This is a genomic window from Bradyrhizobium sp. NC92 (assembly GCF_025200865.1).
GTDB lineage: Bacteria > Pseudomonadota > Alphaproteobacteria > Rhizobiales > Xanthobacteraceae > Bradyrhizobium.
Map to the genome: position 1 here is coordinate 4,864,145 of NZ_CP104171.1, position 22,804 is coordinate 4,886,948.

The following is a 22,804-nucleotide window of genomic DNA, read 5'->3' on the forward strand; positions in this document are numbered from 1 at the left end:
CGATGGGCGCCCCGTCCTGCACATAGCAGAATTCAATATTATCCCAACACATCAAAGACAAAAATGTCCCGGGCGTCCCTTGATCCAGCTAGCCCGATTCAGGGGACAAGCGCGAGTCGGCCTCCTGCTGCTGCGGAGCGTCGGCGGCGCAGTTCGGCACATCGGCGCCGGCCTCCCTAGGCCTCCGGATTGACCTCGCGCTGAAGAAAGGCCACGCGCTGCTCGATCAAGGTGCGGTGGCGCTCCCATTCGACCAGCGTCTGCCTGAGCAGGTCGACCAGCCGTTCCGCCTGACACGTGTCATGACCGCCCGCCATGAGCTCGCGCACCCGATCCTCTTGATTGCGGACCCGCTGCCAACCGCTCTCGATATCCTGGTCCGCCTTCACCAACAGGCGTCGCTCCGCATCGAGCTGTGCAGTGCGTTCGACAAGGGAGATGGCCATGGCCGCCCCTTCAGGCCTCCCGTTTGCCTACGGAAGGATCGAGCGACTTTAGCACGACGCGCCGGATCATGTCGGCATATTCGCGGTATTCCAGCGCCCGAGCCTCGTACATCTCGGCGACCGCAGCCCGGCCGGTGCGCCGGCCGTCGGCGGCCATGCGCTGCACCAACTCCGCCCGCTCCTCGATGATCCGCAATGCCACGCGCAGGGCTTCGTCGACCCGCCCCTCCTGCTCCTTGGCGAGCGCATCGGCTGTGAAACCGTGGCCGACCTGGCAGCGATAACGCATCGGGCGGGCGTTCTTGACCTCCGAGAGCACCCCGCCGCAGCTTGGGCATGTTAGGGCGACAGGGCCACCCACGGAGGCGAGATTGTCGCTTCCGATCCGCTCACCGGCCGCGATCTCGACCTCGAGCCTGATCTCGGGCGGGATCGGCAGCGCGGCGCCGACCTGCTCCCTGACGAGCTCGGACAGCACGTCGCCCATATTGGCGCCGGGAACGCAGAGGTCGACCGTGGTCGCCTCCATGGCGCGGCGCGGCATCTCGTCGGAGATCGCATCGGCGGGGTCCTGCACCACGGCCAAGCCGCCGCAGCGCTTGATGGCGTTGAGGCCGGCCGCACCGTCGGACAACAGGCCGCTCAGGAGCACGCCGATGACGCGCGGCCCGTGATAGAGCGCAGCCGAGCGGAACAGCGCATCGATCGCCGGCCGCACCATGTTCTCGCGCGGGCCGCGGCCGAGCAAGATGCGGTCCTCCGTGACGAGAAGATGATGGTCCGGCGCACCCAGATAGATCTGGCCGGGCTCGATCATCATGCCGTTCTCAGCCTGCCGGACCGGGAGCGGCCCGGCACTGCCGGCAACCGTCGAGAGGATGCCGATGCCCTGCGCCGGAATGTGCAGCACGACGAAAACGGCGGCCGGCAGGTCCGCGGGCAGACGGCCCAGAATCTGCTTCAATGGAGCCGTCGCTCCGGCGGAGCCCCCGATGACAATGATGTCGCGGTTGCTCATGGAACCCGCCTCCATTTGCCTGGTTTGTAGTTTGCACCAAGGCGGCTCGCCGGCTTATGTTCCTATGCGTTTGGAGGCCGAGACAGCATGGCGGCATCGTCGGATCAGCGCGCAGAGCTCAAGGGGCGCCGCATCTTCGTCGTCGAGGACGAGTATTTTCTCGCCGATGACATCGGCAAGGCCTTCCGCGCGCTGGGTGCGGAGATCGCCGGTCCCGTCGGCCATCTCGAAGACGCGCTCGAGATCCTGCACGACGGCAGCGTCCTGGACGCCGCCGTGCTCGACGTCAACATCCGCAACGAGACGATCTTTCCGATCGCCCGCGAGCTGAGAGCCCGGAACGTGCCGTTCCTGTTCACGACCGGATACGACAAGATCACGCTCGGTCCGGAGTTCCAGGACGTGCCGCTATTGGAAAAGCCGATCGATCTTGCGGCGATGGCACGGAAGCTGGCCGGGCTCATCGCCGAGCAGCCGATCCAGTGAACAGCGGTTGAACGGGTGCAACCGAGCGACGATCAAAATAAATGCGCGATGGCAAGCCAGGCGGTCACCGCCAGGCACAGGACAACTGCGGCGTAAGGTAGCGCGACGCGCAAGACGGCAAGCTCCCCCACTTCAGCTCATCATCATCCAGACGATTGCCACCATCATTACGAGAAAACCCGTAACCGCAGTCGCGACAAAGGCCTGTTCGATACGATCCATTGCCATCGCAGCCCCCGCTTGTTTCAGCCCGTGCAATTTGACGGTTTGAAGGCCGCGGCGCATTAGGCTATGTGAATCGAAGGTCTCCTTTCTCCGCAAGACGGTTCGCGCCGCTCCGCAGCATTGCGCGCGCGTCGCTTACGATCTTGCGGTACCCGGCTCCGCCATCTTGCGGTGCTGCTTGGCCAGCATCTCGTTCGGCGTGACGTTCGCAACCGTGGTCTGGATCTTGTTCTTCAGCCCGGTGACGATGTCGGCTTCCCCGCGCAGCATCGCATCGAAACCCGCCTTGGCGACATCGTAGGCGCCGTCCTTCTTGTCGGTGCCGACCTTGGTGTCCATCATGTCGGCGCGGCGGAAGAACTCGGTCTCGGTCGCACCCGGCATCAGGCAGGTCACTGTGACGCCGCTGTCGCGCAGCTCCTCACGGAGCGCAAACGAAAATGAATCGAGGAACGCCTTGCTGGCGTTGTAGGCGGCCTGGAAACTCCCGGGCATGAAGCCGGCGATCGAGCCGGTGATCAGGATGCGACCGGCATTGCGGCGGAGCATCTCATTGCCGACGCGGTGGATCAGATACAGCGTGCCGGTGATGTTGGTGTCGATGAGGTGCTTCACCCTGGCAAAGTCCTGGTCGAGGAAAGCCTTGCCGAGGCCGATTCCGGCATTGGCCAGCAATGCGCCAATCGGCCGGTCGCCGATCGCCGCGCACAGCTTGTCGACGCCCTCGGTGGTGGCGAGATCAGTCTCGACCGGCTCCACGCTGACGCCGTGCCGGCGCAGATCGACGGCCACCCGCTCGATCTGAGGTTCGTCCGCGGCGATGACGAGGTTGAACCCGGCCTGCGCGCAGCACCTGGCGAGTTCCAGACCGATACCGGTTGAGGCGCCTGTGACGACGGCGAGATGATTGGCGGGCATGCGGGAAATCCTTGCGATTGAGTCCTTGGAATCGAGGTGATCACGCTCAATCGCCGCCCTGCTCTCTCGTTCCTATTGCGTCGTCGTTCCTATTTGCGCAGGGCGAAGAATTTGCGCGCAGACGATAGCAACCATCGTTCGTGCCTGGACTTAGATGGCACGTGGCTCAACCGGGAGGACGCACGATGAAGGCACTGGTCTGGCACGGCAAGGAGGACATCCGGTGCGACACCGTCACCGACCCGGAGATTCAGGATCCGCGTGACGCCATCATCAAGGTGACGAGCTGCGCCATCTGCGGCTCCGACCTGCACCTCTTCCACAATTTCATTCCGGGCATGCTGCCCGGCGACATCATGGGCCACGAGACCATGGGCGAAGTGGTCGAGGTCGGCGCGGGCGTCAACGGCAAGCTCAAGAAGGGCGACCGCGTCGTCGTGCCGTTCACGATCATTTGCGGTGAATGCGACCAGTGCAAGCGCGGCAATTTCTCGGTCTGTGAGACCACCAACCGCAAGCGTCATCTGGCCGACAAGGTGTTCGGGCACGCGACGGCAGGCCTGTTCGGCTACACCCATCTGACCGGCGGCTATCCCGGCGGCCAGGCCGAATATCTCCGCGTGCCCTTTGCCGACGCCACCCACATCAAGGTGCCGGCGGGCATTCCCGACGAGCAATTGCTGTTCCTCAGCGACATCTTCCCGACCGGCTGGCAGGCCGCCGCGCAATGCGACATCGAGCCGACCGACACGGTCGCGATCTGGGGCTGTGGCCCGGTCGGACAGATGGCGATCCGCAGCGCCATCCTGCTCGGCGCCAATCAGGTGATCGCGATCGACTGCCTGCCGGAGCGGCTCAGCATGGCCGAGGCCGGCGGCGCCACCACGATCAACTTCGAGACCGAGAGCGTGGTGGAGCGGCTCCAGGAGCTGACCGACGGCAAGGGCCCGGAAAAATGCATCGATTGCGTCGGCATGGAGGCGCATGTGATGCCATCTCTGCCCGACACCCTGCTCGACCGCGCCAAGCAGATGGTGATGGCCGAGAGTGAGAGGCCCCACGTGCTGCGCGAGATGATCTATGTCTGCCGTCCCGGCGGCATCATCTCGGTGCCAGGCGTGTACAGCGGCCTGTCCGACATGCTCCCGATGGGCGCCTTCATGAACAAGGGCCTGACGATGCGAACCGGCCAGACCCACGTCAACCGCTGGACCGACGATCTGCTCCGCCGCATCGAAGAAGGCGAGATCGACCCGTCCTTCGTCATCACCCACACCGTCCCGCTCGCCCAGGGACCGGAGATGTACCAGGTGTTTCGCGACAAGCGCGATTCCTGCGTCAAGGTCGTGCTGAAGCCCTGAGGAGCAAAGCCATGTTTCACTTCTCCAACGTCGTGCGTACCAAGGGCGACCCCAAGATCGTCGCGGGCGGACCGAGCCTGAAGCAGCCGGCGGACCAGCTCGCGCGCGCACTCGGCTGGTTCAGCATCGGCCTCGGCGTCGTCGAATTGTTCGCGCCGAGGCGCGTCACGCACACGCTGGGCATGGAAGGCCGTGAGACGCTGGTCCGCGCCTTCGGCGTGCGCGAGATCCTTGCCGGGATCATGTCGCTCTCGGTCGACAAGAACGCCGGCCTATGGGCCCGTGTCGGCGGCGACGGCCTCGATGCCGCGGCGCTGATGTCCGGGCTGACGTCGGACAATCCCAAGAAGGGCAACATCGCGCTGGCACTGTTGATGGTCGGCGGCATCGCCGTGCTCGACTACCGCGCCGCGCAGGACACCAAGCCGCGCCGCCCGCCGCGCGATGCACGGCGCAAGCTCTATCCGAACCGCAGTGGATTCCCGAAGGGTATCGAGAGTGTCCGAACTGCGGCAAGGCAGATCGCGGGGCATGTTGGGCACAACGAGGTGAAGCAAGGTGATGAGCGTCGAGTCCCGTGACGAAGCTGCGTGGTGGGAATCCGCCGTCATCTACGAGATCGCGCTGATCTCATTTCAGGACTGCAACGGTGACGGCAAGGGCGACCTTGCCGGACTGTTGTCGCGCATCGACTATTTGAAATGGCTCGGCGTCGATGCGGTGTGGCTGACGCCGATCCACAAGAGCCCCTTCCGCGACCTCGGCTACGACATCTCCGACTATTGCTCGATCGATCCCGCCTTCGGCAGCCTTGAGGAGTTCGATCGCCTGCTCGAGGCGCTGCACGGTGCGGGCATACGGCTCATTCTCGACCTCGTCCCCAATCACACCGCGCACGATCATGCATGGTTCGTCGAGAGCGCAAGCTCGCGCAACAGCGCGAAGGCGGATTGGTACATCTGGGCTGATCCCGCCGAGAACGGCGGGCCGCCCAACAACTGGCTGAGCCGGTTCGGCGGCAGCGGCTGGGAATGGTGCGAGGCGCGCCGGCAATATTACTATCATTCCTTCCTGGTCGAGCAGCCCGACCTCAACTGGCGCAACCCACAAGTGCGCGCCGCGATCGCCGAGACCATGCGGTTCTGGCTCGACCGCGGCGTCGACGGCTTTCGCGTCGACGCCAGCGCGGTCCTGATCAAGGACCGGCTCTTGCGCGACAACCCGCCGAACCCCGAGGCCGAGGGCAAGCCGCCGCCGCAGCGGAACACGACGGTGTTTACCGACGACCGGCCCGAGACGATGGATTGCATCGAGTTCATCCGGGAGGTGATCGATGCCTATCCCGGGCGGATGCTGTGCGGCGAGGTCCAGGGCAAGACCGACCGCATCGGCCACTTCTACGGCAACGGCCGGCCGCGCCTGCATCTGCCGCTCAACTTCGCCCTGCTCGATTCCAAATGGGACGCCCTCTCGCTGCAGGCCACGATCGACGCCTATCTCAACGCCATCCCGGACGATGGCTGGCCGGTCTGGGTCATCGGCGGCCACGACAAGCAGCGGGTCGCGAGCAAGATCGGCGAGGCGCAGATGCGCGTGCTGGCGATGCTGCTGATGACGCTGCGGGGAACGCCGTTCTTCTTCATGGGCGACGAGATCGGCCGCAAGCGCGTGCCGATCCCGCCGGGCCGCGTTCACGATCCCTTCGAGAAGCTCGTGCCCGGCTATGGCCTGTGCCGCGATCCCGAACGCGCACCGATGCGATGGGACGACAGTCCCGACGGCGGCTTCACCACGGGCCGTCCATGGCTGCCGCTCGAGCCGCCCGATGGTGCGGCCAACGTCGCCGGACAGCAGCGCGACAAGCGTTCGATCCTGGCGCTGTTTCGCGCGCTGATGGCGCTGCGGCGCGAGCATATTGGTTTGCAACGGGGCGAATACGAACCGCTGCGGTCGCAGAACGATGTCCTCGCCTACAAGCGGCGGGATGGCCGTAACGAGATTCTGGTCGCGCTCAATATCGCGGCCGAACCGCGGAAATTCCACTGGCAAGGCCGCGGCCGTCTTTTGATGTCGACGCATCTGGATCGACAGGCCGAGCCGGTGCCGGATGCGTCCATCCTGCTCCGCGGCAACGAAGGCGTGATCATCACGCTCGAACCTCGGTGATGTCGGCAGGAACCATCCGCGTTTCGAAGAGTCTCATCAATGCTTTCCGGCGTCTCCCCCCGCCGCCGGAGGCAGTTTGCAAGACCGCAGCCCCGGCGCCCACGCCCCCTTCAGGCGCCGGGGTAGCGGCGTGAGCCCGTCGGCAGGACATATCGGAGGCAGCTCATGGGCAAGACCAAAAGTCTGCAGCAACGGATCGCCGGCAAGGCCAAGCAGGCCGTCGGCGAAATCATCGGCGACCAGGATCTGCACGATGACGGCAAGGCGCAAGCCGAGCGCGGGCGCGCCGAACAAGACAAGCCAAGCGAACTCAATCCGCTGAAGAAGCTCAAGCAGCTGACGTGAACGCAGAGCCGCGACCAGCGCTCGCGAGTGGGGCGCGGCGCAGCATCAGCGAGCGGCGGCGTTCGCGCTGGATTGCCGCGGCCGCCCTCGGCCTGATCAGCAGCACGTTCTCGACCATCGTCAGCCAACTCTTCGCCGCCCGCATCGGCCGCGATGCCGCCGTCGACTGGATGACGGTCGCCGCAATTCCTGCGCGCGATTGGGCGATCAGCTCCGAGCCATCCTGGAGCGCAATCCTGACCGGGATCGCCTTTCACCAATGGGCCGATTTTTCCTGGGCGTTGGTTTTCTTTGGCGTGCTCGGACGCTGGACGGCCGACGTGCGGCCGATGACGATCCTGCTGCTGGCGCTGCCCTGGGCCGTGTTCTCTTCAGGCATGGAATGGTTCGTGCTGGTGCCGCTGTTTCCGTTTTGGCAGCCTCTGTTCACGCTGCAACAACCCTACTGGATCGGCCTGCTGGTCCACGGCTCCTCGGCCGTGATGTATCCTCTGTTCGCGCGCCTGCGCTGGAAGCGCGGGACTGCGCCTGACAGCGACGTGCGGTTCACCAATATGTGGATGACCGGCGCGCTGGCCGTGATTGCGGTGCTCGGTGCGGTCGCAATGTTCGGCGGTCACGGTTACGAGCCGCCGTGGATGGGCCGCGACAGGGATCACGACCAGGCCTACATCCGTCACATGACCACGCATCATGCCCAGGGCATCGAGCTGGCACGGACGGCGGCCGAGCGCGCGCAGGATCCACATCTGCGGAAGCTCGCGATGCTGATGGTCGCGAGCCAGACCGGCGAGAACCAGATCTTCGAGAATTGGTGGCTGAGCTGGTTCGACACGGAGATGCCCGATTGCAGCACCGAGGAGCGTGCGGCGATGCCGGGCTTCCTGACACCGGCCGAGATGCGCCAGGTCAAGACCGCGCCGCCGGACCAGTTCGACGCGCTGTTCGTCGAGGCGATGAGCAGGCACCACCGCGGTGCGGTCAGGATGGCCGACCGGATGTGGCACAGCCGCGGCGACCCTCGCCTGCGCATCATGGCGCACGCCATCCGCCACGAGCAGCAGGGCGAGATCGCACTGATGCACGGCACGAGCGGCGTCGCCGCCGTGACCACAGGCGTACGCAACATGCTCGGCGACAACGTCAATTGAGTGCGAGGAACCTTGGATCGGCGAGCGGCTTGCTGCCTCCGCGATACCCCAGGCGAACGTATCAAACGTTAATGCTTTCCGCCGTCGTTCTCGGCCACACTTGGAGCCGATGGGGGATCGGAGATCAAATGCAGGCAGGATTTGCATTCTCGAAACTCGCCGACCGCCTGACGAGCCTCGTCGAACTGACCCCGGACCATCTCGATCTGCTCGCGGACATGCCGAGCAGCATCGCGCATTTCGGCGCGCATCAGACCATCCTGCGCCACGGCGATGAGGCAACGCAATGCTGCCTGGTGCTCCAGGGATATCTGTCCTGGCAAAATGACGAAAGCGCAGATGGCCAGATCACCGCGATCTGCGTGCCCGGCGACATCGCCAACCTGCAAAGCCTGTATCGCCCGCGCATCGAGGGCAACCTGACCGCACTCGGCCCCGCAATCGTCGCGCTCGTGCCGCACCGCTTCTTTCGCGAGCTCGCGGTGCGTTCTCCGGCGATGTCGCATGCCCTGCTGTTGATTCTGCTCGCCGATCACGCCATCCAGCGCAACTGGACGGTGAACCTCGGCAGCCGGGACGCATTGACGCGCGTGGCGCATCTGCTTTGCGAGATCACCGTTCGGCTGCAAGCCGTCGGGCTCGCCAGAGACTTCAGATTGTCCTCGCCGTTCACCCAGTCCGATGTCGCCGCGGCCTGCAGCATCTCCCCGGTCCATGCCAACCGCACCATCCAGGAGCTGCGCCGCTGCAATCTGCTGCAATGGCAGAGCAAGACCTTGACCATCACGGACTGGCCGGGCCTGGTCCGGCTTGCCGGTTTCGACCCGGCCTATCTGAACATGCGATCCGGCGCAGACCACGCGCAGCCGCCGCATGCGAGACCGGTGACCGCCGACGTCGCAGTCGCTTGATCTGCCTCGATGGCGGCGAGGAAACTTGTGCAGCCCGATGAGATCGGATCGTAGCTCCCTACTCCCACCAGATCTCGCCCAACTCTTCTGCCGTCACCAGGTCGACCTGGCCGTGGAAGCGGGTGCGATACATCGTCATGAGCGCATCGTGGCCGACGTCGGACGAGCTGCACAGCGCGTCCTCGATGATGACGATCCTGAAGCCGAGATCGACGGCGCTCAGGACTGTCGAGAGCACGCAGACGTCCGTTTCCGCGCCCGATATCACGACGGTGCCGACGTTCTTCTCGACCAGCAGGCTCGCAAGACCGGGATTGCTGAACGCGGAATAGGCCGGCTTGTCGATCATCGCGGCCGGCGGAACGAACCGAGCCAAGGCCGGCACGACCTCCAGAGCCGATGATGGCAGATGCCTGCGCGTCGCCTGGCGCCAGCGGCGGAAATAGGCCTGCCACTGCCCAGGGCGATCCTCCGGATCCTGCGGGGTGATGAAGCGTGTGAAGATCGTTCGCTCCGCGTGGCGCGAAACGACCGAGACGATTGTCGGCAGGACGCGCTCCATCCAGGGCGTCGCCCAAAGGCCGTCCGGAGCGAAAATGTTCTGCATGTCGATGCACAGGTGAACGGCGCCGCGGACCTCGGCAACATCGGACGTAGCGTCCCTCATCAGCCTCCACCTTCAAGCGCATTCGGCGACCAGTTGCGAATGCAAGGCGAGGGCTTTGGTTCCGAAGCGCCGCCATGCGGCGCGAACCTGGGCGAAAACCCGCCCAGAAAAGCTATAAAAATGAAGGTGGTGCGCTCGGAGGGCGGTCGCATTCCCCGCGATTCCAATGAGTTATGCAGGAGAATGACGAGTTTAGGTGCATTTCCCGCAAGAAAGTACCTTCGGTCCTCCGCCATGCGCGCCATCAAGCGCCGGATCGCGCCACGGAGTTCGGCCGCCCTTTGACAGAAACTATTACTCACTTTATGTGTATTATCCATAAAGTGAGTGATGACATGCCCTTTCCTCCATATGATAACTTTGGCAAATTGCTGATCGAACTCCGCCAAAAGGCGGGGATTGCCAGCCAGACCGAGTTCGCGACGCTCGTCAAAAGCACCCAGCAGACCGTCAGTAGATGGGAGGCCGGGCAGTCGCGCCCCCGCGACAAGCAGATGCCGCTGATTGCCGCGGTGCTTAAAGCAAACGTGGCCGATCTTCTCGCCGCCGCCGGCTTCACGCAGAAGACCGCTGTGGTGAGCTTTGATCAGCCCTTTCCAATTGACGGGCTGACTCCCGATAGCTTTGAGCGCTTCTGCCGCCATCTCTTGCAAGCCCTCTACCCGACCGCCCGCGTCGAACATGCCGGCGGACATGGTCACACTCAGGACGGCCTCGACGTCATCGCCACCTTTCCCGACGGCTCGACCTTCAGCTTCCAGTGCAAACGTATCGATGAATTCGGACCGCAAAAGGTAAGGGATGCGGTCGCCAAGCACACTGTGGTCGCCGCCAAGAAGGTCCTGCTGCTGACCAATATCGCGAGCCCACAAGCCCGCGCGGCGATTAAAAATTCTCCAGACTGGGAGATCTGGGACCGAGAAGACATCTCCTACAGGATCCGCCAGCTCCCTCTCGCCGATCAAGTGCGGCTCGTGGACATCTTCTTTCGCGGCCAGCGTTTCGCCCTCCTCGGCGTCAACGAGGCGGGCCCTTGGGAGACCAGCGAAGAATTCTTTGTCGCCTTCAATAACGCCGATGGAGTGTTCAACCACGTTTGGAATCTCGTTGGCCGTAAAGCCGACCTTGACGCGTTGGTGCAGGCCTTAAGCGACCCGACCGTTGCCGCCGTCTTGCTGATGGGCACCGGCGGCTCTGGAAAATCGCGCATTCTCAAACAGGCCATCGAAGCCTTCGAGGTCGACAACAAAGGCACTGCCGTTCGCTACCTGTCGCGCAACGCCGAGATCACCAAGAAGAGCCTGGAGGACTTAGGCACCAAGGAAAAGCTCCTCATCGTTGATGACGCTCACGACCAGACCGACCTGAAAATTCTCTTTCAGTATGCCGCCGACCCCTCCAACAAGGCCAAGGTCGTTCTCTCCTTCCGCCCCTACGGTCTCGACCACATCAAGGCTCAAGCCAGCAATTTCTCGTTGGTCGGGGAGGCACTCAGAGAGATTACCCTTGAGCGGTTGACCTCTGAGGAAAGCGAGCAGCTCGCCGCCCAGGTGCTGACGAAGCACGGTGGGCCGATCTCGGCCGCAAAAAGCATCGCTCGCTTGACCCGCGACTGCCCACTAGCCACCGTTGTTGGTGCGCAGGTCGTGGCCAAGGAGGAGCGTCACTTTGACTTGGCGCAGCACGAGGACACGTTCCGCACCCTACTCTTCTCCCGCTTCCAAGACATCATTGCTGGCCAAATCGGAAACAAGGGCGAGGCGGAATCAACCAAGAAGCTCCTGAAGATATTGGCATTGCTACAGCCCATCCACCCCGAAGACCAAGCGCTTCTCCACGTTATCGAGCAAGTCGAAGGCCTCAAGCCTCACGATGCCAGCCGCATCATGCGATCCCTCACCGAAGCCGGCGTCCTGTTCAAGCGCGGTCTACAGTATAGGCTCTCGCCCGACGTGCTGGCCGATTACATCATCGAGGAGCATTGCGTCGGCGCACTGAGCGCCTCCTCGGGATATGCCGAGACCGTTTTCGACGCCGCCAATGAGAAGCAGGTCGAGCACCTCCTCGTCAACCTCAGCCGGCTCGACTGGCGGCGCTCAAGCGGCGATCCCAGCAACAGCAAATTGATCGATGGGGTCTGGAGCAGGCTTAAGCCTGAGCACGACTATAGTGATCCGCACATCAAAACCGTCGCGGAAGTCGCGTACTACCAGCCTGCCAAAGCCATCGAGTTCGCTGAGCGCTTGATCCGTGAAGGAAAGTTCCTCAAGCAGCTCCCTGAAATTCTTCAGAACGCGGCGTTTAACTTCTCATATGTCGAACGTGCCTGCGAGGCCCTCTGGGAGCTCGGCAAGCGCGACGACCGCCCGCTTGCGCAGACCCCAGAGCACCCCATTCGCATCTTGTCCGAATTGTGCGGGGTCCAGCCAAACAAGCCGCTCATTTACAACGAGGCGATCGTGGACTTCGGTTTGAAGCTGCTTCAGCACCCGGATTCTTGGCAATACCCCTACACCCCGTTGGACGTGTTGACCCCGATCTTTCAAACTGAGGGGCACACTACAGAGTCGCGCAATTTCTCGCTCACCTTCAGGCCGCACTTCGTGAACGTCAAAGCCATCGCGCCGCTGCGCAACAAGGTCTTGCGCGCAATCATTGACCTTCTCTTCAATCCTGATGCCCGGATCGGCGTGCTTGCGGCCGAGTCGTTGGAGAACGCGTTCAGATATCCCATGGGCATGTTCAATAGCACCGCCTCCAATGAAACTCGCAGCGAATGGACGAGCGTTTTTGTTAAAGGGCTCCAAGAGGTAAAGGCCGCCCTCAAGGCCCGCGCGGTCGATGACCTGGTCCTGCTGTCGGTCTGGAAGGCCGTGGCGTGGCATGTGCACTATGGCCAAGACGCCGCAGCCGATGCCGCACGCAAGCTTAAGGCCTTCCTGCCCGATACTCTGGCCTTTCGGGCCTTAACCGTGCTGATCGACGGCCACGGCGTTGAGTTTCGGCGCATCGATAGGCACGATCACGAGAAGAGGTGGGCCGCTCACATCGCGACATTGGTTAGCGACCTGTCTGCCACATACCCTGATGCCGAAGCGCGGCGAGCCTTTATCGGAAGCCTCCTCGGGCACATCACCAAGAGCTACAAGCGGGCAGCGACGTCGTATCCGCTGTATGAGGCCCTGATGCGGGCGTCGGTAGACTTCTGTAGGGCAACGCTCGACGATGCATTGGCCAACCCCGCGTCCGAGACGCGCCAATTTACGCCTGGCGCATTGATAATCCTGTGGGACCACAACCGAGACGAGACACGGGTTGTCATTGCGAAATTGCTGGCGACTGGCCGCGAGCAGCTCCGTGCTTCGGTTGCGCAAGCCTATTCCCGCATACTTGGCACCGGCCTCTACAACGACGCGGATATTGCTATTCTACGCACATTGCTCACCGACCCAAGCCCTTGGGTGGTGCGCAGTGCGATATCGACCTTGAACAGCCTACCGGAGGAAAAGGTCGGCCTCGTCATTGAGCTCGCCCGCGCCGCGAGCATCGGCGACTCCCATCACTTGGCGGATGAGCTGCTGACGGTATTCACGTTCCACGAACTGTTTAAGCACCTATCGGTCGAGGACGCGACGGTCATTCTAGACAAGCTCATGGCCGTGCCCCAACTGGACGGCCATTGGGTCGAGGAGTTTCTTGCACAAGCCTCTCAGGCGTTTCCCAGGGAGACCATGGCCTTCTTCATGCGCCGCGTTGAGCGGGCCGGTGAAAGCGAGGACTGGAAATACCGTCCCATCAATAATGGGCCCTATGGCCACGTCCTGTTGCGTTTCCGCGAGTCCGCCATCTACGGCGACCTCCTGAGGGAGGTCGCGGAATGGATGAGAGCAGGAAAGAGCAAGCCGTTTCTATTTGGCTATCGCGCCAAGGAGCTATTCGAAACCTGCTTCGGGCCTTTCGCTGGAGAGACGGTCAAATTTCTCGAACAGTGGATTGCCACCTCCGACGAGCAGGACCTGCGTCTCATTGCCGGCATCCTCGGCGAGGCGCACCATAGCTTTGTGTTCGCCAATCGCGCGTTCGTCGAGCGGTACCTGGAAAAGGCCAAGCAGGTAGGCCCAAAGGTCCTAGAGCATGCCATCGGCGCGCTCTACCGCTCGGCCATTGGCGGCGTCCGCTCCGGAACGCCCGGAGAGCCGATGCCGCGGGACATCTACATGAAGGACGAAAGCGAGAAGATCCTGCAATCGCTGCCCCGGTTCTCGCCCGCCTATGATCTCTATGACACGCTGCGAAGACACGCTGAAGACGGCATCGCTGACTCACAGCGCACGAAAGAATCCTTCGAGGACTAATTTAATGACAATACGGCTCGCTCGGCAACTTGAGGCTAGCAGCACTGTCGGCGCGACGCCGGGCTTTGACATCGAGACGTGAGCACCATGCGACCGACTGAAAGCACCCTCAAGCGATTGTTCGCGTTATCGGGAAATCGTTGCCCATTCCCGAATTGCCCCGCAACGCTTACCTACAACGGCCGACTGATTGGCGAGGTCTGCCATATCAAGGGCGACAATCCGGGCGCGGCTCGATATGACCCGGCACAGACGGACAAGGAGCGCCAGGCTTATGAGAACCTTATCGCCATGTGCCCCACTCACCATACGGTCATCGACGATGACGAAGAGTCCTATCCTGTCTATCGGATATTGAAAATGAAGGCCGATCACGAAGCGAAGGCTTCCCCCATGACCGATGCCGACGCTGAAAGCGCAGCCGGTCATTTCTTGGAGATCGGTTACGCCAACATCGATCAATCCGGCGGCATCGCCGCGCAGCACTTCCAGGCCCACACCGTCAACCTTCACTCCGCGCCGACCGATCCCGTCGCACAGGCCCGGCGGCTCCAAGCCGTCGAAACCTTGTGGAAGGCCATCAAAGATCTTGGGAATGAGTTTGGCCAGCTCGTCCATGTAGAAACCATCTTCACCGCCGAAGAAATCGACGGCTTTTTTCGCAATGGCTGGCCACGTGGATACCGTCACATCGCCGAATATGCCGATGATCAGGCCATCATCACACGATTCGAACGAGCCCGTGCGAGGGAAGTCGAGTCGGAACGCCTCTTCGTGCCGCAGCGTGTATGGAGTGCCTACTTCATCATCCGCGCACTATACGGCAGGAGCGCCTATCTTTTCCAGAAGTCGTTTGAAGAACACAGCTACCGAAACTGGCGAAGCGATTCCGGGGTCAATCAACTCCTTCAGGCAATCCTTCCGCCAAACGTGGTCGAACAACTGAAAGCCCAACAGATAGCCGGGCTCCACAAATCATTTGACCATCTCGAAGAGCAGTTCTTGGCAGAGGCCAATGTGCGAGCGTAGAGATCTCCCAACGCATTGTCGGGCATACGATGTAAGACAGTTCAATCAGTTGCCAATGAAATCTTGCAGTCTCCTGTCAGACCGCCGTGACGTGCCGTGAATAAGGATTCCGCTTGCCGGCATTGCCCGGCATATACCGTTTTTGTCTCCCGGCCATGCCCCTGCGGCATCACTCAACGGGAGAATATCATGCCTGCGAAAGCGAGAGCGAAGAAGCCGAGTCACGAGGCATTCGTCGTGACCGGTGAAGGCGATAGTGCGTTCTGGACGAAGATCGGCGGTGGTTCTGGCCTCACGACGACGGCAAGGGGTTCAATGTTGAACTCGTTGCCCTGCCCGCGAGCGGCCGGCTCGTCATTCGCGAACGCAAGGAAGGAAACTCCTGACCGGAGCCTGACGCCACGAGCGATCTGGCTCTGTGCGATTCCGTCCCGGAGCAGCGGCGAGGCGCGCTGGTGTGACAAGGGAAACCATCCTCCATCCCGTGGAAATGGTCGAAGTCCGTTGAGAGCTGATGACCCGCAAGGTGCAGAGTCGGTTGCCCCGCACCGGAAACTGTGCGGGGCTTTCGCGTTATAGGCTGCCGCAAAATCAGGCCAGGGAGTCAGGGCCTCTCCATCTATCCTTGAGCATCGCGGCAAGCTCGAGTGACTCCGAGACTGTCAAGCCGGACAACTCATTTGCGAGCTTCGGGACGTCGATCGCAGGCCTGCTCCTGGGATACTCATCCTCTGAGAGGCGAGACATGACCGCGGTCCCCTCCTTGAAATAGCCAAGCTCGGCTCTCATCTTCTGCGCGTTCTGGATCTCCTCCGCGGTCCAGGCGGCTGTATCCATAAATACAAAATCTTCCGACGACCCTTTGACGCCGGCGGCGTCCATCGCGATCCCGATAACGAAGCGCTTCTCCGGATTGGCTGCCTTTGCAGCTACGCAGCGCAGCTGGAGATCCTCGGCTCGCTCGGTGCGATAGGCCGCGTGGTCCCCGCCCTGGTCGCCTTGTCCCACATAGAGAACATAACTGACATCGTTTTGCTCAGATGGCAGCAAGGTGCTGATGGCCTGCTTCCTCGCGGCCTCACGCCGCTGCAGAATGACCTTGGAAAGCACCCGTCTATAAAACCTGGTCTCTCCTGCCAGAATGCGGACGGTCCGCTCATGCTCGGACATGGTCATCTCGTTGCCGAACTCGAGCGTCTCGCTCAGGTAATGACCGTTGATGTACTCGATGAGCCCATCCCAGAACTGGCTGACCTTGTTTTCCTCCCGACCGGCCAAAAACTGCTCCGATGACTCCACCTGCGTCCACAGGTCCGGCTCCAGCCGGTAGTCACCTTCTTCAGCTGGAACCGTCCTGCCATTCCACAGGTAGTAGGCCAGTATGTCGGTCTCTGCGTCGGCAAATTTGAAGTTGCCGGATTGCATCAGCGCCACCTTGCTGTCGAGATAGTGGATGAAATCCGTGATCGTCGAAAGCTCACTGAGAGCGATGGTGAGGCTTGTGTCGTCGAATACATGTACCCAGCCTGCCGCCATGTCTGTCGTACCCACCGTAAACCTAACCGAGTCGTTCAGGACGGCAGGCTCAATTTTCAGTGCGCGGGTCCCCGTCTCGGCCTCGGCGCGGTCGAGCGCACCAAGAGCGACGCAAACCCGATGGACGCGCATCTCGCTGGCGTCCGGCAGATCTATCGGGAGCTTCTCAGTGCATTTGACATCCAGAAACACCCTGTCGGGACAGGTCCGAATCCAACGCTCAGCCTGCGCGATCTGGTGCGCCGAGTCGGCGATCGACTTGCGGTACCAGCGCTTCCAATCGAGATCGACATCACCGGTGTCGGGATAGCCGCAGGACTTATCCGAGAAGATGATGACGTCGTTGCCGAACACCACCAGAAGATCGGTCAGCTCCTTCCCCGGCTTCTTGAACAGGTTGGGATAGGTCCACAGCTTCAGGAAGGACTTGTCGCAGAGCTCTGCCAACAACTTCTCGGACGGCGTCAGTCCTTCAGAACGCTTGAAGCGCATCCTCCGTTTCCTCTCGCCTATACTCGCAGGGATGGCTGCTCAGCAGCCTCCTGATGCGCAGCCTACCACAGGTTGCGCTGGCCACCTTGCCTCATGTTGGCTTCTCTGAGGGCTATTCCGCCCCATCGGTATCCTTTGGCCTTTGATGCCGAGCCAGAAGATCGGATACCATCACCTTTTCCTCGAATGGCAACCCGAATTGGTGCATCGCTGCCCGGTGTGCTATCTCACCGCAGATCTTATGCGCCAGCTCTTGAGGAATCCGATCACCTTCTCGGAGGCCATTCTTTTCCAGGACATCCCTGATGATGCGCTCGAACTCGCCGGACCTCCCGGACTCAGTGTAATATGATATGAGGCTGGCAATCCGCTCCCTGGCATCGCCAACCTCGTATTCCGGCGTTGCCAGCCAGGCGACGGGCAGATCGAGGCCAACGGTGCTCGACCATATCTCCGGCCTCTCGGGGTTCGATACAAGCGTGATCTTGTGGTCTGGCGTGGCACCGGCCGCGGCGAGCACGACCTGGAACGCGATCAAGTTATAAAGGGTAAAGTGCCCGACGACGCGCCCCGTCGTATCGCTCTGCACGTGGATCAGATTGAAAATTGGACCATATGCGGCCTTGACCTGATCGAGAACCGGCAGCAAACGCGTATCGAGCTTCGTGCTGGCCAGATAGAACGCTTCGCCGCCGTGCATCACAAACTCCCGCGCGGCCCGATACGGCTCGCCGCTGGCTTTTTCGTTCCCGACGGAGGTTGCCCAGAGGACCAGGCACGACTTGGCGGCAGACCGAAAAGCGTCGCCCCCACCAAACGACAAAGGAAAGTGAATCATGTTCGGCCGTTGCTCAATGATCGAGGCGACGGAGGCACCGATTTGCTCACGAAGCTTCTCCTCAGGCATCGGAATCGACGCCGCGATATGCGGAGTAAGCCTCTCAATTTCCTCGGCTGAGCGTGCGTTGATGGAGATAGCCAGAGATCCGTCGGCATTCTTTGAGGTCGCAAACGGCTTGCGCACGAGATCTATCTGGCCGTCTCCCCAGAGATTGAGCACCTGATCGCCCGCCTTGACGTTCTTGAGGGAGGGCGCCGTTCGGCCGGTGCCCGACTCAAGCTGCAGCAGGTTGCGAATCTCTGTCACCTGATCAGCGAAAGCCTTGTCGATCCCACCACCGAACATATTATTGCAGTCGGAGCAGTCGACCTGCGTGGTGGTCATCCGACCACCCACGGCGTTGAGCAAGATATGTTCGGGCTTGGTCTCCGGTCCAAGAGCCCCGTCGCAAAATATGCAGGAAGGCATGAGCATTCTTTTTGTGATGGCAATGCGCCATGGATATAGGACGCCATCGCGGAAATTCCACGATGCGTGAGCTGGCTTTCGCTCGATTGAGGTTCACCTCATAACTTAAATGAAGAGGTGTGCCGTGACAGACCAATTCCCCGAATTCGGATTCGATTACGAAGATAAGAACGGCAAGGTTTCAACGAACCGACCGGAGGTCGTTCAATGGGCTGCCGCCATCAGTCCGGTTCCGGCAATGCGGGGACAAACCCGATCGAGATATGCGGTGGAGCGGCAGATCGAATGGCGTCCGTCCCCAGGTAGAAACGGCTGGGTCAGCCCCTCGGAAATAACGCCGATTACACGTTTCAGATCGACATGGTAGGACGAGCTGATTACGATTAGCTTGGTTGCAGCACCGCGCTGACGCTCAATGGAGTTGAGCGTACCTGCTTCGGGCATGGCTTCCGCGCATTTGCTGATTTGATAGACCCACATGTCCGTTCTGAGTGACCCCATCATCACCGAGTTGCTTGGGAGCATTGAAGCCAACCGGCTCATGCTTCTTTGTGGCGCTGGGCTGTCGATGCCGTCGCCGAGCAACCTTCTGCCCGCCTGGAGGGTGGCCGAGCTGTGCTACGAAAAAAGGCGTGATATCGAGGTTCTGCCGGAAGCGCTCCGCTATGACCTTGATGCCTTGGCCGGTCATTTCCACGCGGCCGGTCATTTCAAGGACCAATTCTTGGGCCTTATTCCCTGGGCAGAGTTGCTGGGCGCGCCCAATGCCGGGCATGCTGCCGTCTCCGATCTGCTGGTCGCGCGCGCTGCGCACTCGACGCTGTCAGCGAATTTCGATCCCCTGATCGAAATTTGGGCCAAGACGCGGAAAATCGATCTGCGCGGCGCTTTGGATGGCGCGCAGGCCACCGAATTTAGTGCTGCGACCAACCCCCTGCTCAAGTTTCATGGATGCCTCGACCGAGACAGGGATGCGACCCTGTGGACCCAGCGCCAGCTCGGCGAGGCCAGCGTCCAGCAGCGCATCGAGAGCATCAAGCACTGGCTTTCCGTCAACTTGCCCGGCAAGGATCTGCTCATTGTGGGCTTTTGGACTGACTGGGGATATTTCAATGATGTCCTGGCCGATGCCATAGCTGTCGGCGGCATTGGGCGCGTGCTGGTCATCGATCCCGATTCGGCAGAGGGCCTTCAACGGAAGGCGCCGGGTCTTTGGGGCCATCTCACCGCCGGCACGCAGTTTTCTCATATTGCCGGCTCGGGGGACGAGGCGCTGGATCAATTGCGAACGGCCTTTTCAAAGGTGTGGGCCCGCCGGTTCTTCAGGCTTGCCCAACCCATGGCACCCGCGATTCCTGCTCCTGACCCGTCTGACTGGCTGGGTGATGAGCTCTACGATTTGCGCAGGGACGCCGAAGGCGTCCCGTACAACCGGGCAGCCAGGCAGAAAGGGCCGCCCCCTGAAGCCGCCCAAGCCGCCCTGGCTCATCTACTTTTGACACAGGCGAACGCGACACGGGAGGGGGCCTGGTATAGACTTAACAACCAAACGATCCGGGTGGTCCAAGGTGGAGGCCAGTCGTTGTCGACCGTGCGGGAGCGATACGACGAACCAACGTCGCTCGCATCACCCGATTACGTGATTTGTGCAGGCGCAGTCGATCTCAGCTTGCCTGCCAAGGTCATCCCGGGGGGCGCAGGCGCGAGCGTGGTCCGTCCAACCAAAGGCGGAAGCGCAAAATGGCTTACACTTGATCAGGCCCGGGCGGAACTTGGAATATGACAGACCTGCTTTCGACGCTCCAGTTGGTTCTCAAAGACGGCGGATATCAATGCTGGCTGATGCCAGTGGAGCGCCGCGCCGGCGTGACGTTTGAAGACGATACCTTGATGGGATTTGGCTATGTCTTCGAGGATCCGCAATCTCTGATCGAGCAGTGGCGGGCGCAGGAGGCAGCTACCTTGAACCGCTATGCGTCCCGCTTCCGCGCGGCGAACGAGAAAGCTTGGAACATCTACTCGGTTTTCCTTTGTGCAACCGCGGCCGAAGAGGAGCAGGCGCGAGTCATTCGGCAGATTGAAGAAGACCTCGACCGGACGCGCAAGATCGCTGCATGTGGCGTAGGGACCGTCGACGAAGTCGTGACAGCGCTATTGCCCATCATGCCCCTTCAATACCGCCCCACACTTGAACAGGAAGATTACGCCGCCCGCTTGCGCCGTCGGATCGCAGACTTCGCACCGGACGCGGCCGAAGCCGCTCTGAATGAAGACGTGCCGCCCGCAGACGTCATCGCGCTGCTAGGGACGAAATCATGAGGATCGAATTCGTCGAAATTGCCGGATTTCGCGGATTCAGGGAGCGAACGCGCTTCGAGCTGCCGGCGGGTTTCGCTGTCCTTACCGGCCACAATGGCGCCGGCAAGAGTACCGTCTTGGATGCGATCGATTTCGCCCTCACCGGCTCGATCAACAAATTCACAGTACGCAACGCGCGTGGCGGTGGACTTGAAGACCACATCTGGTGGATTGGCGGCGGCCAGGCCAAGGAGCATTTCGTCTCGATTGGATTCATCACCGATGATGGGAAACGCTTCACGGTCACGCGCACCCGTCGTGGCCTGATCGATCAGGGACCGACGGGCGTCGATCTCCTGTGCGGCGGCGCCGGGGGACGGGTATCTGCCGAAACTCTGATGAAGACGACCCTGATCCGGGACGAGTCGATCGTCCGGCTAAGCGTCGATCAGTCGGAACAAGCGCGTTTCGAGGCCGTTCGTGAGGCCATTGGCGGATTGGTCGGTCCTGACTTTTCGGCGCGGACGCAGGAAATTCTCGATGCCGCCGTCAACGCACGGGACGAACAAAAGCGACGCCTTGACAACGTGCAAGCGGAGCTTGGGCGCGCCTTGAGCTCGCTCACCGAAGCAAGGAGCGCAGCCGAGAAGTCACCCGACGTCGCTGAAGCGATGAAGACGCTCGAAGACATGAAGCTCTCCCTCCCCTCCGAAGGCGGTAACGATGCGTTACGGCAGATCGTCGCCGAGAGAAGGCAGCGTGTGGCGGAGTTGGAGCGGCTGATCTCGCGGGCGTTCGATTTGAAGTCCGTTCTGGATCGCGTTCGGTCGACCGGGTGGGATGAAGAGCTCAAGGCGATGGAACGCGAGCTTGCTGCAGCCGAAGAGCGCGCCTCACTTGCGGAGGCGGGGCTTGACGCAGCCGCGCGGGCTCTTCAGGCCGAACGCGAAAGCGATACCTTTGCGAGCCACCTTGCCGCACTTATCGACCATGGCGCGCATCTTGGGCTGCAGGATGGTCATTGCCCTCTTTGTGATGCTGTACGCTCCAATGACGCGTTCGAGGCGGCGCTCGCCGCCGCGAGAACAAGACTCGCGGGCCGTGATAAGAGCCTTTCGCATGCAACCGTTGCCATGCAGGAGGCGGAACGCGCCTTCCAGGCGGAACGCACGCAAATCGATGGCCTCCGCATCGACATCATGGGCGCTCAACAGCAGCAAGCCGATACCTTAAAGCGCCTCCAGGATATCACGACGCTGTTCGAAACCTTCCAATTCAAGGCGGATCCGGCTCAGCCCGAACTTGCGCAGATCGCTTTGCTGGACGAACAGGAAGAGATTGCCCGCATCGAGCGCGCTTTGTTCATTCTGGAAGCCTCCGGAGCCGCCGACCGTGTTGCGACCTGGCAGAACCGTGTCAACGGATTACGCAGCAGCCTTGATGCTGAATCGACGAAGCATGGCGATGCCGAACGAGCGGTTTCCAAGGCCCGCGAGATCCAGACGGCTGCAAAAACTGTGGCTAATCAGATTTCCGCAGAACAATTCGACACCGTGATGCCGCTACTGCAAGAGCTTTACCGGCGGCTCCGTCCCCATTCCGAGTGGCGCGAGATCGAATCGGACTTTGGCGGCAAGGTAAGAGGGACCCTGAACTTCACGGTAGGCAACGGACACAACGTGCAGTTCCTTTTCAGCAGCGGCCAACGGCGCGCCGCAGGCTTGGCGTTTCTCTTATCGATCCATCTTTCCCGGCGCTGGTGCCAATGGCAGACCTTGTTGCTCGATGATCCCGTCCAGCACATCGATGATTACCGGGCCCTCAATCTCGTTGAGGTGCTGTCCGCGATCCGGCGCACGGGCCGGCAGGTCGTGGTTGCCGTCGAGAACCGAGCGTTAGCGGATGTCCTTTGTCACAAGCTGCGGAGCACGATCACCCAGCCGGGCCGCCGTTTCGATCTGACGATGTCGACGTCGGGTTCCGGAAGCATCGCGGAGATCAGCGATGTCGTCCCGATGCCGCGTGAAATACTAAGGCCGGCGCAAGCTTCTTAGGCTAGATCTCGCCGCCCCGGTGAAGCCACTAGGGCCG

General features: G+C 61.6%; 19 protein-coding genes. 12 read left to right on the forward strand and 7 right to left on the reverse strand.

Going from position 1 to position 22,804, the window contains the following annotated elements; all coding sequences use genetic code 11:
• Positions 1–176: 176 nt before the first annotated feature.
• Both N2602_RS22810 and N2602_RS22815 read right to left on the reverse strand, forming a co-directional pair.
• Positions 177–446: a hypothetical protein gene (locus tag N2602_RS22810; protein ID WP_172783314.1), complete on the reverse strand. Its 270-nt coding sequence runs from the start codon at positions 444–446 to the stop codon at positions 177–179.
• Positions 447–456: 10 nt separating this feature from the next.
• Entirely contained in the window at positions 457–1,464 is a 1,008-nt protein-coding gene (locus tag N2602_RS22815; protein ID WP_172783313.1) for a chemotaxis protein CheB, read from the reverse strand.
• An 87-nt stretch (positions 1,465–1,551) separates the two neighbouring features.
• Between N2602_RS22815 and N2602_RS22820 the strand changes: the two genes are divergently transcribed.
• Positions 1,552–1,950, forward strand: coding sequence for a response regulator (locus tag N2602_RS22820; RefSeq protein WP_172783312.1), 399 nt, complete (start codon positions 1,552–1,554; stop codon positions 1,948–1,950).
• Positions 1,951–2,310: 360 nt separating this feature from the next.
• Here the strand turns inward: N2602_RS22820 and N2602_RS22825 are convergent, their stop codons facing one another.
• Positions 2,311–3,093: an SDR family oxidoreductase gene (locus N2602_RS22825; RefSeq protein ID WP_172783311.1), complete on the reverse strand. Its 783-nt coding sequence runs from the start codon at positions 3,091–3,093 to the stop codon at positions 2,311–2,313.
• Positions 3,094–3,278: 185 nt separating this feature from the next.
• Between N2602_RS22825 and N2602_RS22830 the strand changes: the two genes are divergently transcribed.
• The 6 genes from N2602_RS22830 (at position 3,279) to N2602_RS22855 (ending at position 9,027) form a co-directional block, all read left to right on the forward strand.
• On the forward strand, positions 3,279–4,454 hold the full coding sequence (locus tag N2602_RS22830; protein ID WP_260379467.1) for a zinc-dependent alcohol dehydrogenase: 1,176 nt from the start codon (positions 3,279–3,281) through the stop codon (positions 4,452–4,454).
• Between the two features lie 11 nt (positions 4,455–4,465).
• The gene (locus N2602_RS22835) at positions 4,466–5,035 is read left to right on the forward strand and encodes a hypothetical protein (RefSeq protein WP_260379468.1); all 570 of its coding nucleotides are present in this window, start codon (positions 4,466–4,468) and stop codon (positions 5,033–5,035) included.
• Positions 5,016–6,620 (forward strand): alpha-amylase family glycosyl hydrolase, encoded by a 1,605-nt coding sequence (locus N2602_RS22840; RefSeq protein ID WP_260379469.1) that lies wholly within the window; start codon positions 5,016–5,018, stop codon positions 6,618–6,620. The genes N2602_RS22835 and N2602_RS22840 overlap by 20 nt, the downstream gene beginning before the upstream one ends.
• A 165-nt stretch (positions 6,621–6,785) precedes the next feature.
• Positions 6,786–6,965, forward strand: coding sequence for a CsbD family protein (locus tag N2602_RS22845; RefSeq protein ID WP_260379470.1), 180 nt, complete (start codon positions 6,786–6,788; stop codon positions 6,963–6,965).
• Positions 6,962–8,116, forward strand: a complete 1,155-nt coding sequence (locus tag N2602_RS22850; RefSeq protein WP_260379471.1) for a DUF305 domain-containing protein — start codon at positions 6,962–6,964, stop codon at positions 8,114–8,116. The genes N2602_RS22845 and N2602_RS22850 overlap by 4 nt, the downstream gene beginning before the upstream one ends.
• 128 nt (positions 8,117–8,244) lie before the next feature.
• On the forward strand, positions 8,245–9,027 hold the full coding sequence (locus N2602_RS22855; RefSeq protein ID WP_260379472.1) for a Crp/Fnr family transcriptional regulator: 783 nt from the start codon (positions 8,245–8,247) through the stop codon (positions 9,025–9,027).
• 58 nt (positions 9,028–9,085) lie between these two features.
• On the opposite strand, the gene N2602_RS22860 is transcribed toward N2602_RS22855, so the two are convergent.
• Complete coding sequence (locus N2602_RS22860; RefSeq protein WP_260379473.1) at positions 9,086–9,694, reverse strand: cysteine hydrolase family protein; 609 nt, start codon at positions 9,692–9,694, stop codon at positions 9,086–9,088.
• 368 nt (positions 9,695–10,062) lie between these two features.
• Here N2602_RS22860 and N2602_RS22865 point away from each other — a divergent pair, with 368 nt between their 5' ends.
• Together N2602_RS22865 and N2602_RS22870 are read left to right on the forward strand one after the other, a co-directional pair.
• On the forward strand, positions 10,063–14,049 hold the full coding sequence (locus tag N2602_RS22865; protein WP_260379474.1) for a helix-turn-helix domain-containing protein: 3,987 nt from the start codon (positions 10,063–10,065) through the stop codon (positions 14,047–14,049).
• An 87-nt stretch (positions 14,050–14,136) separates the two neighbouring features.
• Positions 14,137–15,078, forward strand: a complete 942-nt coding sequence (locus N2602_RS22870; RefSeq protein ID WP_260379475.1) for a hypothetical protein — start codon at positions 14,137–14,139, stop codon at positions 15,076–15,078.
• A gap of 591 nt (positions 15,079–15,669) precedes the next feature.
• Here the strand turns inward: N2602_RS22870 and N2602_RS22875 are convergent.
• The 3 genes from N2602_RS22875 to N2602_RS22885 all read right to left on the reverse strand — a co-directional run bounded on the left by N2602_RS22875 (position 15,670) and on the right by N2602_RS22885 (position 18,895).
• Positions 15,670–17,106: a hypothetical protein gene (locus N2602_RS22875; protein ID WP_260379476.1), complete on the reverse strand. Its 1,437-nt coding sequence runs from the start codon at positions 17,104–17,106 to the stop codon at positions 15,670–15,672.
• Between the two features lie 112 nt (positions 17,107–17,218).
• The gene (locus tag N2602_RS22880) at positions 17,219–18,421 is read right to left on the reverse strand and encodes an HNH endonuclease (RefSeq protein WP_311738503.1); all 1,203 of its coding nucleotides are present in this window, start codon (positions 18,419–18,421) and stop codon (positions 17,219–17,221) included.
• A 198-nt stretch (positions 18,422–18,619) separates the two neighbouring features.
• Positions 18,620–18,895, reverse strand: a complete 276-nt coding sequence (locus N2602_RS22885) for a hypothetical protein (protein ID WP_260379478.1) — start codon at positions 18,893–18,895, stop codon at positions 18,620–18,622.
• Between N2602_RS22885 and N2602_RS22890 the strand changes: the two genes are divergently transcribed.
• The 3 genes from N2602_RS22890 to N2602_RS22900 are packed head-to-tail and all read left to right on the forward strand — an operon-like array spanning position 18,894 to position 22,767.
• The gene (locus tag N2602_RS22890; RefSeq protein ID WP_260379479.1) at positions 18,894–20,198 is read left to right on the forward strand and encodes an SIR2 family protein; all 1,305 of its coding nucleotides are present in this window, start codon (positions 18,894–18,896) and stop codon (positions 20,196–20,198) included. The two genes, N2602_RS22885 and N2602_RS22890, sit on opposite strands and share 2 nt — an antisense overlap.
• Positions 20,195–20,734 (forward strand): hypothetical protein, encoded by a 540-nt coding sequence (locus tag N2602_RS22895; protein ID WP_260379480.1) that lies wholly within the window; start codon positions 20,195–20,197, stop codon positions 20,732–20,734. Before N2602_RS22890 ends, N2602_RS22895 begins: the two co-directional genes overlap by 4 nt.
• The gene (locus N2602_RS22900) at positions 20,731–22,767 is read left to right on the forward strand and encodes an AAA family ATPase (RefSeq protein ID WP_260379481.1); all 2,037 of its coding nucleotides are present in this window, start codon (positions 20,731–20,733) and stop codon (positions 22,765–22,767) included. The genes N2602_RS22895 and N2602_RS22900 overlap by 4 nt, the downstream gene beginning before the upstream one ends.
• Positions 22,768–22,804: the final 37 nt, after the last annotated feature.